The sequence below is a fragment of the Pseudoalteromonas sp. T1lg21 genome, assembly GCF_002964625.1.
Classification (GTDB): domain Bacteria; phylum Pseudomonadota; class Gammaproteobacteria; order Enterobacterales; family Alteromonadaceae; genus Pseudoalteromonas; species Pseudoalteromonas gelatinilytica.
This window is the reverse complement of sequence record NZ_PQBX01000056.1, coordinates 504204-518939: the sequence shown is the minus strand read 5'-3', so window position 1 is coordinate 518939 and position 14736 is coordinate 504204. Positions and strand designations below refer to the sequence as shown.

General features: G+C 42.5%; 10 protein-coding genes. 8 read left to right on the top strand and 2 right to left on the bottom strand.

What is annotated here, in order from left to right; translation table 11 throughout:
• Nucleotides 1-77: 77 nt before the first annotated feature.
• From pdsO to C2M25_RS12575, 3 genes are read left to right on the top strand one after another with little or no spacing between them, the layout of a single operon-like run.
• Nucleotides 78-815, top strand: coding sequence for a sortase-associated OmpA-like protein PdsO (pdsO, locus tag C2M25_RS12585; RefSeq protein ID WP_105181246.1), 738 nt, complete (start codon nt 78-80; stop codon nt 813-815).
• Between the two features lie 26 nt (nt 816-841).
• Complete coding sequence (locus C2M25_RS12580; RefSeq protein WP_105181245.1) at nt 842-2842, top strand: marine proteobacterial sortase target protein; 2001 nt, start codon at nt 842-844, stop codon at nt 2840-2842.
• The gene (locus C2M25_RS12575; RefSeq protein ID WP_105181244.1) at nt 2830-3417 is read left to right on the top strand and encodes a class GN sortase; all 588 of its coding nucleotides are present in this window, start codon (nt 2830-2832) and stop codon (nt 3415-3417) included. Before C2M25_RS12580 ends, C2M25_RS12575 begins: the two co-directional genes overlap by 13 nt.
• On the opposite strand, the gene C2M25_RS12570 is transcribed toward C2M25_RS12575, so the two are convergent.
• Nucleotides 3324-4271, bottom strand: coding sequence for a DMT family transporter (locus C2M25_RS12570; protein ID WP_105181243.1), 948 nt, complete (start codon nt 4269-4271; stop codon nt 3324-3326). The genes C2M25_RS12575 and C2M25_RS12570 overlap by 94 nt on opposite strands.
• Before the next feature lie 125 nt (nt 4272-4396).
• Between C2M25_RS12570 and proB the strand changes: the two genes are divergently transcribed.
• The 4 genes from proB to gltX all read left to right on the top strand — a co-directional run bounded on the left by proB (nt 4397) and on the right by gltX (nt 8528).
• Nucleotides 4397-5500, top strand: coding sequence for a glutamate 5-kinase (proB, locus tag C2M25_RS12565; RefSeq protein WP_063703313.1), 1104 nt, complete (start codon nt 4397-4399; stop codon nt 5498-5500).
• Nucleotides 5501-5563: 63 nt separating this feature from the next.
• On the top strand, nt 5564-6535 hold the full coding sequence (locus C2M25_RS12560) for a GGDEF domain-containing protein (RefSeq protein WP_105174818.1): 972 nt from the start codon (nt 5564-5566) through the stop codon (nt 6533-6535).
• 68 nt (nt 6536-6603) lie between these two features.
• Entirely contained in the window at nt 6604-6963 is a 360-nt protein-coding gene (locus tag C2M25_RS12555; RefSeq protein WP_054560852.1) for a glutathione S-transferase N-terminal domain-containing protein, read from the top strand.
• An 80-nt stretch (nt 6964-7043) separates the two neighbouring features.
• On the top strand, nt 7044-8528 hold the full coding sequence (gltX, locus tag C2M25_RS12550) for a glutamate--tRNA ligase (RefSeq protein ID WP_063703318.1): 1485 nt from the start codon (nt 7044-7046) through the stop codon (nt 8526-8528).
• Nucleotides 8529-8630: 102 nt separating this feature from the next.
• On the opposite strand, the gene C2M25_RS12545 is transcribed toward gltX, so the two are convergent.
• A complete protein-coding gene (locus tag C2M25_RS12545; protein ID WP_063703320.1) occupies nt 8631-9020 on the bottom strand; it encodes a hypothetical protein in 390 nt (129 codons plus the stop codon).
• A gap of 428 nt (nt 9021-9448) precedes the next feature.
• On the opposite strand from C2M25_RS12545, the gene C2M25_RS22210 reads away from it, so the two are divergent.
• On the top strand, nt 9449-14542 hold the full coding sequence (locus C2M25_RS22210; RefSeq protein WP_105181242.1) for a S8 family serine peptidase: 5094 nt from the start codon (nt 9449-9451) through the stop codon (nt 14540-14542).
• Nucleotides 14543-14736 lie beyond the last annotated feature (194 nt).

The window sequence follows — 14736 nt, the reverse complement described above, 5'->3', positions numbered from 1 at the left end:
TTGTTTTAATAGCTCCATACCAAGTTCGCAACACCAACCAATGTTGCCAAGCAATTAAGTAGAAAAAGGATTAAACCATGAAAAAATTAATTATTGCCGCTGTTATTACGTCTGCTGTATCTGTAGCCCCTTTTGCAGAGGCTGCGAGTAAAACAAAGCAAGAAACACCAAAAGAAACAGCCATTGGCTTAGGTGCTGGCGCAGTTGTCGGTGGTTTGTTAGGAGGCCCAGTGGGCGCATTTGTTGGCGCGTTTGCTGGCGGTTTAATTGGCGAAAAAGAAGCGGCAGACAACACTATTGATGAACAAGCCCACGCATTAGTTGTAATGAAAGAGCAAACCGCAGATTACCAACAAGTGATTGCCGATAACGCAGCCCTAAGTGAGCAGCTTGAATTATTAGCTGACGAAAAAGAGCAGTTACTACAAGCCCAATTAAACACCTTATTGGCGATGACGGTACAGTTTAAAACCGGCTCTAGCGAAATAGCCCCGCACTTTGCTAATCAACTCGACAAAGTCGCACAGTTACTGATTGCCCAGCCAAATCTGGCTATCGACTTAAATGGCTTTGCAGATCAGCGTGGTGATGAGTTGGCTAATTTAATGCTTTCAAAACAGCGTGTAAATGCAGTGCAAAGCTACTTAATTAAACAAGGTGTGCCTCATACGCGCTTAACCGCAACTGCCTTTGGTGAGCAGCAAAGTGTTGCCGATTCAAATAACTACGAAGACAACGTGTTTGACCGCCGCGTAACCTTAACGACACGCCCTGTGTCACAAAGCAGCTTACGTACAGCACAAAGTAACCACTAATTCATCGGTCGATGGAGTGACATATTATGTTGAGTAACCGTACCAAAAGGCTCCTTTTTGGGAGCCTTTTTATCCTCTTATTAGGTTATGCAGTTAACCCTGCATTTGCAGCCAATGCCAGTGCCGAACTGCGATTTTATGATGATTCAAATAGCCAAGTGTCGTCGGGCTTATTAGTGAAAAACGATGTCACTATGACGCTCACTGGGCTTATTAATCATGTTGTTGTTAAACAGCGTTATCAAAACCCGCACCCGTTTGCGGTTAATGCCCGTTATGTGTTTCCGTTACCTGATGAAAGCGCAGTTCATGCCATGCAAATGCAAATTGGTGAGCGCATTATCACCGGTAACATTGCCCTTAAACAGCAGGCAGAACAGCAATTTGAGCAAGCTCAAAAACAGGGTAAACGCGCCGCTTTAGTTCGTCAGCAGCGTGCGAACATTTTCTCAACTGATGTGGCAAACCTTGGAGCAGGGGAAGAGATTGAAATTACCTTGCAATACCAAGAGATAATCGGTTTTCGAGATGGTGTGTTTTCACTGCGTTTTCCAACCACTATTACACCGCGCTACGAACCTTTAACGGCAGAACTGCAGCAAAAAGCGAATCTAGAAACAACAGACACAGAACAACAGAACGACGCAACAGCTAACACAGTGCAAGTGGCATCAGCGTGGCTAAAGCCTGTTTTTCATCGTACACAAAGCCAAGAGTCTGATGCGAGCCTAAACCTTGCAATTGCGATGGATATTGGCCTTGAACTCAGTGATATCAGCGCTAATTTAGCGGGTATGCAAATCGATAATCCAAGTTTTGGTCGCTATCAATTATCACTTAATCGTGATGTTCCAATGGATAGAGATTTTGAGCTGACATTTAAACCCCTTGATAAAGCTCACTCTCAGGCTGCATTTTTTACCGAAACAGTAGCAGGGCAAGAATATGGTTTACTGATGTTAGTACCGCCAAGCGATCACTTTACCTCGCAAGCTCGTCTGCCTCGTGAAATGGTGTTTGTTGTTGATACCTCCGGCTCAATGCATGGTCAATCTATGGAGCAGGCCAAACAAGCCTTGTTTTATGCCCTTTCGTTATTGGATGAAAATGATAGTTTTAACATCATCGGCTTTGATAACGAAGTGTCAGTGTTAAGTGACACGCCAATGATTGCCAATGACTTTAACATTCGTCGTGCAGAGCGCTTTATTTATGGCTTACAAGCTGATGGCGGCACTGAAATCGCAAAAGCACTGACTCAGGTACTTGATGGTAAACAGCATGATGGCTTTGTACGCCAAGTGGTGTTTTTAACCGATGGCAGTGTGGGTAACGAAACGCAGCTATTTAAACAAATTCAAACAGATTTAGGTGACAGCCGACTCTTTACCGTCGGTATTGGTAGCGCGCCTAATAGCTTTTTTATGACCAGAGCTGCTGACATTGGTCGTGGTACATTTACTTTTATAAGTAGCACCAGCCAAGTACAGCCAAAAATGCAGCTACTTTTTGATAAGCTGGCGCATCCAGCTGTTACTGAGCTTGCTCTTGAAGGTGACAAAGCAGCCCTTGAGTATTGGCCATCGCCATTACCTGACTTGTATTTTTCAGAGCCGGTTTTGGTTGCCGTGAAGCTTGATGGTAGTCAGCACTTAACATTAAAGGGGCATACAAACACAGGGCCAATGATGATTAATTTAGCAACTGCCAATGCTGCAAACGGCGAAGGTATCGCTAGACTCTGGGCCAGACAAAAAATTAAATCGCTGCTGCTTTATAACGAAAAACAAGCGGTACGCGCAGAAGTCGAAACATTAGCACTTCAGCATCATTTACTTAGCCCTTTTACGGCCTTTATTGCAGTTGATAACTACGCGGGGAATGAGATTGCAGAGCGTTCAATGCAAGTACGAAATAAACTTCCTAATGGCATGACACTGCCACAAACTGACGGACAAAGCCGAGTGTTTATGTTACTTGGGTTGTTGCTGCTTACATTCTCATGGTTATGGCAATGGCGACGCTAAATAAAGCGCTGCCAGTTTGCAGCACCTTACTTGGCATCGCATTGTTTGTTAATGGCGGTTATATGCAGGCGAAAGCTTGGCTGGCACAGGCATTGATTGAATCAGCTTGGCAGCAAGCTTTGCAAAGTCCTAATCAGCAAGTAAGGCCTTGGTTTTACGCCGATGGTTATGTCACTGCACACATAAATTGGCCAAGTCAGCAGCAAGAATTGACTGTACTTGCCGGTGCGTCGGGGCGAAACCTTGCGTTTGCCCCCGGGCATTTTTTGCCAAGTGGTGAACTTGGCAGCTCAAAAGGGGTGTTAATAGCTGGCCATAACGACACCCACTTTGCATTTCTAAAACATGTCGCAGTGGGTGAGCAGTTCAGTATGCAGTTGCAAAGTGGCCAGATTGAGCACTATCAAGTTCGTAGCATTGATGTTATTCATCAAAATGAACAGGGCTTTTTAGCACAATCAGGCCTTTATTTATTAACCTGTTACCCTTTTGACTCGTTAGCTTCAGGGACAGAGTTTAGGCTATTGGTGTCGGCTGATAAATTATCGTCGTCTACGTCAACTTTCAGCTCTTGATGACGTTGACTAACAATAACACCGGCGAATACCACTGCAATACTCACCCATTGCCATAGTGTGAGTACTTCGCCAAGTAAAATAGCTGACAAAATTAACGCAAAAATTGGAATGAGGTTTGAATAAGCCGCAGCGGTTAATACCGACACTTTACTAATGGCGTAGTTGTACATGCCATAGCCGCCTAAAGTGACACATGAGCCTAAATATAAAATGCTCAGTAGGGCACTTAAGTCGTGCTGATTTTCGCTGGGTAGTTCGATGAAAAATAAAAAAGGCGCAAAGAATAAGCTACCACTGAACCCTTGAATTGCTATTAAGGTCAGCGGTGAGTAACGAGTGACTAAGTGTTTTACGCTCACGGTATAAAACGCGGCACACACCATCGCCATCAACTCTAAAAAGTTACCAAGCAGTGGGTTAGGGGCTTGCTCAGTGCTTGGTGATAATAGCGTTAATAAAATACTGCCACCAATACACAAGGTAAAACCAACGACGATGGCTTTACTGATGTACTCTTTTAATATTAAGAACGCCAAAATAGCGACGATAATTGGTAAACAAGAGACAATTACCCCAGCTTGCGATGCTGAAGTGTATTCAAGAGCATGCCCTTCAAATAAATAATAGAAACAAGGCTCAGCCAGTGACATACCAATTAAGTACTTCCAGTCACCTGGTTTGAACTCAAAGCGGATCACATAGCGCCATAAACATAAGCTAATCAATAACGTGGTTAGCATTCTTAAGAAAATGACTAACACAGGATCATAAACATTGATTGCATGCTTTAATGCAATGTAGGAGCTACCCCATAAAAAGGTCGCGATAATTAAGCATAAACTGGCTGGCATAGGTGTCGCTATTGAGTAAAAAAACGAGAGCGCGATCCTAGCATGAATTTTTTTAACTTGTTCAAAAATTGTTAGCTGGTATATATATACCCAAACTCCCTCAATATGCAGAATATAAGAATCAAATGCAAAGGCCACACGTCGTTGTTGTAAAGCTGGGCACAAGCGTGCTGACAGGCGGTACCGACAAATTAGATAAAGCACACATGGTTGAACTTGTTCGCCAATGTTGTGAATTAAAAAAACAGGGTTATCAGGTTGTTTTAGTATCAAGCGGCGCGGTTGCTGCAGGTCGCGAGCAACTCATTACCCCCTGTGGTCGTTCTTTGATTGAAAAACAAATGCTTGCCGCAATCGGCCAAGGACAGCTTATTCATATTTGGCAGAGTCTGTTTGCTTTGTATGGTGTGAATGTTGGACAAATGCTATTGACCCGTGCCGATGTGGAAGACCGTGAACGTTACTTAAATGCCCGCGATACCTTGAATGCACTTCTAGCGCACAATGTGGTGCCAATTATTAACGAGAACGACGCTGTAGCCACCGCCGAAATTAAAGTCGGCGATAACGATAACTTATCTGCTTTAGTCGCAATATTAGCGAATGCTGAAAAGCTGTTATTGTTAACTGATCAAGAAGGCTTATTTACAGGCGATCCTCGCTCTGATGCCAATGCAACACTAATCAATGAAGTGTCTCACATTAATGATGAACTCAGAGAGCTCGCTGGTGGCAGTGGCACAACCCTAGGTACCGGAGGTATGGCAACCAAACTGCAAGCGGCCGATATTGCACGTCGTGCTGGTGTTGAGGTAATTATTGCTAAAGGGGCAGGCAAGAATGTGATTTTAAATTGCATGGCTGATAAGCTTCCAGGTACGCGCTTTTTAAAACTCACCGCACCAAAAGATGGCCGTAAAAAGTGGCTTCTAGCAGGGCCTAAAAGCACGGGGCAATTAGTGATTGATGATGGCGCAAGCCTTGCGCTTAAAGAACGTGGCGCAAGCCTTTTGGCAAAAGGCGTAAAAAGTGTGCGAGGGCAGTTTGAGCGCGGTGATGTGATTGAAGTGGTGACGAGCCAAGGACAATGTATTGCTAAAGGTCTTGTTAATTTTAACCACCAAGAAATTGATCAAATTAAGGGCTGTCATTCGTCGCAAATTACTGAGTTGCTTGCATTTGCACCAAGCAGTGAAGTAATTCACCGAGATGATATGATTTTGTTATAGTTTTTTAGTAATTCTGATAAAGTTAACTAAACTAAAGTAATATGCGGTTTTGGGGACTTTTAAATGGCGGCTAACGCTTGCGGACATGACTGGGTTGTAGAAATCACCCAACAAGAAGAAGAGCCTGAGCTCGATCAGGCGCTTATTAATGCCGTGAGCGAATTAGATGAATTTTCTCGTTTCGCTATTTACATCAATAAGTTTTTTAAACCTGGCCTGCCTGCCAGGCTGCTAAATAAAGATTCAGTTATCGAAGAGCTCAGTGAACATGAAGTCAATGAGCTCATCGAAAAAGTAAGCCGTAATAAAATTCGCATCAGTCGCAACTACGGCTTTATTTCTACTTATGTGCCTATTTATTACATGGGCAATGTGGTTGGTGTACTGGTTATTGAATCTGAAAAAGAGCTTTCAGAGCGCTGTAGTATGCTCGCCATCTACATGCTGAACATCTATGCGAATCAACTGTCGTTACTTTATAAGTCGCAACTAGACCCTTTAACTGAGCTTTTAAACAGACAAACCTTTGATAAAAAAGTGATTGAAATTGCAGCCGATGCCGCAATAGAACATATTGAACCTGACTCTAAGCATCGTCATTGGTACTTGGCTATGGTCGATATAGACCACTTTAAACGTGTAAATGATAACTATGGTCACGTTATTGGCGATGAAGTGATCTTGTTAGTGGCGCAGCTATTAAAAAATAACTTTCGCTTTGAAGATTATGTTTTTCGTTACGGCGGCGAAGAATTTGCTGTGTTATTTCAAGCAAGTGACGAGCTCGATGCCCGTAATGCCCTTAATCGCTTTCGTGGCTGCGTAGCAGAATACCCCTTCCCGCAAGTCGGTAACTTAACAGTGAGTAGCGGTTTTATGCCAATCTACGAATTTGAAATGGTTGCCAGTCTGGTCCAAAAAGCCGATAAAGCCTTATACCATTCTAAAAATATGGGCCGCAATCGCGTGACTGCCTATTCCGAGTTAGATATTCAACAAAGCCAACCTCAAGATGATTCAATAGAGCTGTTTTAAGGTGTTGCAGCGCGCTTTGCTGTGTTAAAATTGCCCACTATTTTTTAGAGCCCTATTGAGAAGGTAAGATGAAGTTTGTTCGTTGGTTGTTAGGCCGCATCATTTTGTTTTTTGATTTTGTATTCACACCACGTAGTAAGAAGCGTCCAGCAGCAGAGCAAGCGGCGCTTGATTCAGTGACATCACAATTTAAGCTATATCAATTTAAAGCTTGTCCATTTTGCGTGAAAGTACGTCGTGCAATTAAACGCCAAGGTCTTTCAGTTGAAACTCGTGATGCCAAAGGCAACGAGCAATTTCGCCAAGAGCTTTTAGAGCAGGGCGGAAAAGTAAAAGTGCCTTGTTTACGTATTGAAGAAAACGGCCAAGTAACTTGGTTGTATGAATCAAACGATATCATTGCTTATTTAGATAAAGTCGCTGCTTAAAGCGGCTTTTCACTTCGATTATAGCCCGTGCTGTGCTAGCATTTGGGCAAATTTTTAATTGTCTTTTGAGAGATATAACCATGACAATTCGCACCCGTGTTGCTCCGTCACCGACAGGCGACCCGCACCTAGGTACTGCATACATCGCATTATTTAACTACTGTTTTGCTAAGCAGCAAGGCGGTGAGTTTGTGTTACGTATTGAAGATACAGACCAAGTTCGTAGTACGCCAGAATCAGAGCAAGCTATTATGGATAGCTTGAAATGGTTAGGCTTAAACTGGGATCACGGTCCAGATGTAGGCGGTGAGTTTGGTCCATACCGTCAGTCTGAGCGTAGCGATTTATATAAGAAATTTGCGCATCAACTTGTTGAACAAGGTAAAGCGTTTTATTGCTTTGCTACGAGCGAAGAACTAGACCAAATGCGTGAAGAGCAAATGGCCGAAGGCCTGCGCCCTAAATACGATGGTCGTGGTTTAAATCTTTCTGAAGATGAAATTAAAGCAAACCTTGAAGCGGGTAAGCCTTACGTAATCCGTATGAAGATCCCAAGCGAAGGCACGTTTAAGTTTAACGACTACCTACGTGGCGACATTGAGATCCCATGGGAAAACGTAGACATGCAAGTGCTACTTAAAGCGGATGGTTTCCCAACTTACTTCCTTGCCAACGTAGTTGATGATCACCACATGCAAATTAGCCACATTTTCCGTGGTGAAGAGTGGATCAACTCAGCGCCTAAGCTATTAAAATTATACGAAGACTTCGGTTGGGAAGCGCCGGTACTTGGTCACTTACCGCTTCTTCGTAACCCAGATAAATCAAAGTTATCGAAGCGTAAAAACCCAACATCAATCAACTACTATAAAGAAATGGGTTACTTACCAGAGGCGCTATTAAACTATTTAGGCCGTATGGGTTGGTCAATGCCAGATGAGCGTGAAAAGTTCACACTAGATGAGATGATTGAGCACTTTGATATGAAACGTGTGTCGCTAGGCGGCCCTATTTTCGATATCGATAAGCTTAGCTGGTTAAACGGTATGTGGATCCGTGAAAACTTATCTGATGCAGAATTAATGCAACGTTTTGTTGATTGGAAATTTAATACTGAGCTATTCGCTAAAGTATTGCCAGAAGCAAAAACGCGTATTAATACGCTTTCTGACATGGTTGACCTAGCGGGTCACTTTGTAGGTGGTATCCCAAGCTATGATCCTGCGCTATTAACAGCAGGTAAAGCAGGTGAAGATGCAACGCGCCAAGCGTTACAGTTCTTCATCTGGCAATTAGAAGGGTTACGCAGTTGGGAAAAACCAGCGATTTTTGCTATCGCAAAAGAAGTGGCCACTTTCCATGAATTGAAGATTAAAGACTTCCTTGAGCCAATCTTTGTGGCGATCACTGGTAAGACATCTTCAACATCAGTACTTGATGCGATGGAGATTTTAGGCTCTGACTTATCACGTGCTCGTTTACGTGTAGCATTAGCGCATATTGGTGTGTCTAAAAAGCAAGCTAAAAACATTGAGCGTGCATACCGCGATTATCCACAAGCATAATCGTGATAAAACTTCCAAAAACCGAGCTCTATGCTCGGTTTTTTGTTTATAGCTGTAGCTGTTAAAAGTGCCAGCTCTGTAATAAATAAAACGAAGTTGGCCTCAGTAACTATACGCCTTACCTTTACATACCGTGGCAACATCGCAGTTTTGGTCGTCACTGGTAAAGTCTTTACAGCTTTCTACCCAGTAGCCATTACCGCCTCTATTTACTACTTCAAGTTTTAGCTGCTCAATAGCGATACTATTTACCTCTGTAGGGTTGTAGCCACCAGATTGCACTGAGCGTTCACCAAGACAACTAAGCCCTTCAACCTCACCTAAATAATAGGCGCCGCTTTCAATAACCTGTTGTTCACTTATAAATTCTTGTAATCGCTGTTTTTCAAATTCATAGGTAAACAAATTATAGGGGCTGTTTAGTCTTATACCTATGTTGCCGCAGGCTGACAAAGTTGCAAAGGTGATGAGTAAAATTAGTAGTCTAGTCATGTTTTTCACCTCAATTTAGTTTTCTTACTTTATCGCTAAAAGTGCATATGTGTTGTAAAAAATTGTTGGCTAAAACTGAATAAATGCATTTAATCATGCACTTTAATATGACTAAAATGCGATTGAAAATGTAACTGAATGTGCATGTTTGTTAACTTTGTCGATTAATTAGCTCTTAAATAAAACGATAAAAAGTTCACATTCTAATAGCGGCTGATAAATTTAGATTAGCGTTATGGCTTGTTTTATAAGCTTAAAATTGATTTTTTCGTTTTTTAGGTAATTTATTTGTTAACCCTAAGTACAAAATGCTACACGCATGTAGCTTTCTTTTAACCCCCTTTGTGATTGAATTGTCTATACAAGTGGTGAAATGGATATTCACAAATCTTGAATAACTATACTTACCAACTATCCAGGGGATACTAATGCAAGTTAAGACCTTATCGATTGCTGTTGCAGCAGCAATTTATAGCGCCAGTGCAGCTCATGCTGTCGGTATAGACCAACCATTTAAACAAGCAAATGTTTTAAAGCCAGCTAGTTTCACGACTGAAGAAATCGTCAAATTAACAGAAGAATTTCATACCGCAGACTCGCATAGCATGCTGCAGAATGACGGTTTAAACGTGCAAGTGAATGGCCAAAAGAGCAAATTCAACGCAGAAGGCCTTGATGGCGAGCATGTTTATATTGTGACACTTCGTGAAAATTCAGTTGCTCTAGAAGCGCGTAATTTTGAATCACCGCTTGCCCGCACAATGAAGGCACAAGGTGTTAGCAAAGTATTTGAACAAGGCCAACCAGCGATTGCTGCGGTAACTGAATATCAAAATAAGTTATTAAGCAAACAGCAAACAGTGATGAGCACTGTAACCGCTGTAACAGGCCGTACTGAGATGCGCCGTCAATTCACGAAAGCACTCAACGGTTTCTCTGTAAAAATGACTGAGCAAGAAGCTCGCCGCGTAGCCGAGCTTGGCAGTGTCGCAACGGTGATGCGTTCTAAAAATTATGACTTATTGTCTGATGAAGGTCCAAAGCATATCGGTGCTGATCAAATTTGGAATGGCAGTAGTGTACCAAGCGGTATCAAGGGTAAAGGCGAAGGTCAAATTGTTGGTATTATCGATACCGGTATTAATACAGATCACCCATCTTTTGCAGCCGTTGGCGGTGATGGCTATGAGCACCAAAATCCGTTTGGCGACGGTGTTTACGTTGGTGACTGTGTTGAAGAACCTGAAGAAATTCAATGCAATAACAAACTAATTGGTGTGCGTTCTTATGACGTGATCACTGATGTTTATGATGCCATGATCCCAGGCTGGCCAGCCATTGGTGAAGATTACGGTGGTCACGGTTCTCACGTTGCTTCAACAGCAGCGGGTAACGTAGTTAAAAACGTACCTTACATGGTAATGGGATTAGGTGAGCAATCTGACGGTGTTGTCATCAAAGAAGATGTTTTCCCAGAAATCTCAGGTGTTGCACCGCACGCAAACATCATCTCTTATCAAGTGTGTTACCCAGACAGTGCTGACTATGCGGGTTGTCCGGGTGAGGCATTGGTTGCAGGTATCGAAGATGCGATTTCTGATGGTGTTGATGTAATCAATTTCTCTATCGGTGGTTCTGATTCAAATGTGTGGGCTGATGCTGTACAACTTGCCTTCTTAGCAGCGCGTGAAGCGGGTATCAACGTTGCGGCAGCCGCAGGTAACAGTGGTCAAGCATGTGGCTCAGCTGAATGTTTTGGCTATCTTGATAACTCATCGCCGTGGCTTGCTCAGGTCGCAGCTACAACGCATGGTCGTTCTGTTGTTGTTGAGACGGCTGTAGAGTTCGCTGGTTTTGCCGATGAAACGCTTGGTTCAGAAGTACCAAGTTGGTCAGAAACTGGTTTAATCGGTGGTGCGGTGAATGCCAATGAGATCACCGGTGTGGTTGTTTGGGCTAAAGACTATGAAGATGTAAATGGCTACAAAGACAGCAATGGCTATTGTACTGCTGAGTATCCAGAAAACACCTTTAATTTCTATAAAGACGGCACTGAAATCGCGGGTGCAGCGGATGGTAGCACCAATGTTATTGTTATCTGTCAGCGTCATGAACCAAGCGATCCTAATGCTAACGCACGTACTGCAAAAGTAGATAACGTAAAAGCGGGTGGTGCAGACGGTTATATCATGTTTAACCGCGATAGAGATCAAGCGACTGTAACTGAAGGTTATTCATTACCGGGTGTGCACTTTACATATGATCAATGGAATGGTGTTTACCCGAATGATGGTTTAGAAGACTGGGTTGATAGTTCTTCAGAAAAAGGTCACATGATCACCATCAAAGAGACCTTGATTGAACGCCAAGTAAATGAAGAAGATGCTGACTGGTTAGCAACATTCTCATCACGTGGTCCGTCTTATTCTAATGTTGAAATTCTTGCCCCAACACTTGCTGCCCCAGGTGTGAACATTCTTGCGGCTTACTCAGATGAGCATCCGTTTACAACGCCACACGGTCAAGATTATAACGCAATTAGTGGTACGTCTATGGCTTCACCACATGTTGCTGGTGCCATGGCGTTACTTCGTCAAATTCACCCTGATTGGTCAGCCACTGAAGTGCAGTCAGCATTAACCATGACTGCTGATAACGTGGTTAAATACCATCGCTTAAATGATAAAACTGACGTCGTTGATACTGCTGAAATTTACCGTGCTGGTGCAGGTCGTATTAATGTTGCTAAAGCTGCTAAAGTAGGCTTTGTAATGGACGAAACAGCAGAGAACTTCTTAGCTGCAGATCCATTCAATGGTGGTACTCCACATCAATTGAACTTACCTAACCTAGTTGATTTTACTTGTGCACCTGAATGTCAGTGGGTTCGTACTATCACAGCAACTGAAGATGGTACGTGGACGGTTGAGCACGGTGACGTGGTGAACTGGTCATTTGATACCAATAAACAAGCTGTTCAAAATGGTGTAAACATTGAGGTTTATCCGAAAACCTTCTCACTGAAAAAAGGCGAAACGCAAACTATCGTTGTGAAAGCATCAATCATGGATACCCAAGATTGGTTTAGTAACTCAGAAGTTGAGCTGCATTCAAACTTACACTTTAAAGCCGCTGAAGAAGGTATTTCAGACGCTCATTGGCCAATGGCATTTAAATATGACCGTGGTGATTTACCATCGCGCTTAAATAAGGTGATCCACACTGATCAAGGATCATTTACTGCACCTAACATTCAACTACCAAATGTTGATGCACCTGTTGCGCGTGTATATCAGCCTGTGAAAGCAGAAGTCGAAACGATTTCATTGCCTAAAGATAACGACAAAACTTATCCGTGGTCGATTAATCGTGTTGAAGGTTCAGTCGATGCGAGTGATGTACTGGATGAGGCAACATTCACTAAGTTCATCAGTGTACCTGCTAACAGTAAGCGTTTAACGGTTGAAATCATGGGTTCTGAATCAGAACTTGCTGGCACAAACGATGCTGGTAATGCCCTTATCTATGTAGGTAAAGACTACAACGGTGATGGTCAGATTCAAGTTCAAGACGAAATCCTATGTGTATCTAACCATAAACTTTATAACAACTTCTGTAATATCAATAACCCTGAAGAGGGTGAATATTGGGCTGTTATTTATAACTCATACAAAAATGATTACCCAGAAGGCGATATTATTGAGACATTTAGCTTCACAACAGCTGTTGTATCTGGGCAAGTATCAGAGCAGTTGAGTGCTACTTTACCGCAAAGCAATGGTATTAACACAGTTGATATGACTATTAACTGGGATATGGAAATGGACGTTGATGGCGTTTACTACTCGCTGGTTGATGTTGGCAGTTCTGCGACAAATATGGGCGATTTAGGTTCAATTCCACTTAAACTTATTCGTGGTAAAGACCACGTCCATGTTGATTCACCAAAAGCAAAAGTGAAAGCGGGCGACTATATCCCAGTAACGTTTGAAGTATTGGCGAATAACACTGGTATCGATAGTGAATATAGCTTTGAGCTTGATATTCCACATGGTTTAGCACTGCACAAAGATAACGTACTTATCTCGAGCACAACTGATGTCAATGTTGAAGTGGCTGATGGTAAGTTAGTACTTACTGGTACGCAGCTTGATACCAGTGATGTTGCACCAGATTATATCGTGACAAATAGCATCACTGACGAAATGTGTCGCACGCCTAATTTTGGTAACTCAAATCCGGGTGGTTATGTTGACTTGAGCGAGTTTGGCATGTCACCTGTGTTATCAGGTTTTGATAGTAGTGGTTTACCAAATTATCGTCGTGGTTGGATTATTCCTGTAACTCAAGTTTGGGGTAGTCAATGGGACCGTTTAAGTCTTTACAATAACTATGATCACGTAAACTGGTATAACAACTTTTTCCAAATTAAAGGTATCGGTACTATCGATAACCTAGGTTCACCGTATTTAACGCCTGCGCATAGCCCGTTCCCATACTTCTCGTTCCCGTATGAGAATATTGCACCATTATGGCGTGGCTGGGGTAATGGAACTGGCGGTTATAACCGAGATGTTCTTTCAATGGGCTTAAGTTCATCAGAAGGTATTACTGTTGCTGGTACATCAAGTGGTTGGGCAATTATTGAGTTTGATAACGCAGCTGACTACGGTGAGTTTAACCGCAACCGTGAAACCGGTCTGTACGAAGGTGTGCGTCGCGACAATAGCTTCGATTTCCAAACTATTTTTAATGCACAAACACGCTTTGGTAAAGGCGAGCATGAAATCTACTTTGCTTACGATAATATCGACTTTGGCTCAACAGATGCACGCGGTAGTATCGGTATCGCTGGTTATAAAGGCTTTATTAACGAATACGGTCCGTTAGAAGGCTTCTTAGGTGTCGATATTGCGTACAATAACCTAGATGAAGTGATTCAAGATGATCTTGTTGTATGTATGGACTACGTAGGTCCTGAATCTTCACAATTTGAAGTAACGGCTTGGATGGAAGTTTTACCAAGCGGTGCAGGGCAAACAATGGAGTTTGAAGCACGTACACAAATGTCGGGAACGATTGACAAAGTTGTGACAAATACCATTGAAGTTGCAGGTAACATCACTGTTGTAGCAATTGATGATATGGTAACTGAAGAGCAGACACCAATCAGTTTTGAAGTACATCACATCGACGAAACAAACTCTAAAAATGAAATCTCAATTATTGCTGAAAATGCAAGCTACGTTGTAGAAGGCGATACTGTGACGATTACACCAGATCAGTACTTCTATGGTGACATTGAGGTAACTGTGGTGGTATCAGATATCGAAAATCCATCTGATAAAGCGCAAACATCGTTTGTGTTAACGGTGAACTCAGATGGCGTTGAGAAACCAACAGAAGTAACGCCTGAACCAGAGGATGACTCTAAAAAAGGTTCAAGTGGTTCACTTGCATGGTTCACTGTACTACTTGCTGGTTTTGCTGGAGTAAGACGTCGTAAGCTAAAACGCGACTAATCTTTGCAAAAATGAGTGATTTAACAAAAGGGCTTCTTGGCCCTTTTTTCGTTTATTATTATTACCTTACATTGGTATGGGGGTATGTTTTTACAGCTATAAAGTAATTTTAATGTTAACGGTATGTACAAAACGCTACACAAATGTACACCTAAATTTAATTGTCCCTGTGGTTATATTGTAATCGCAAGCAG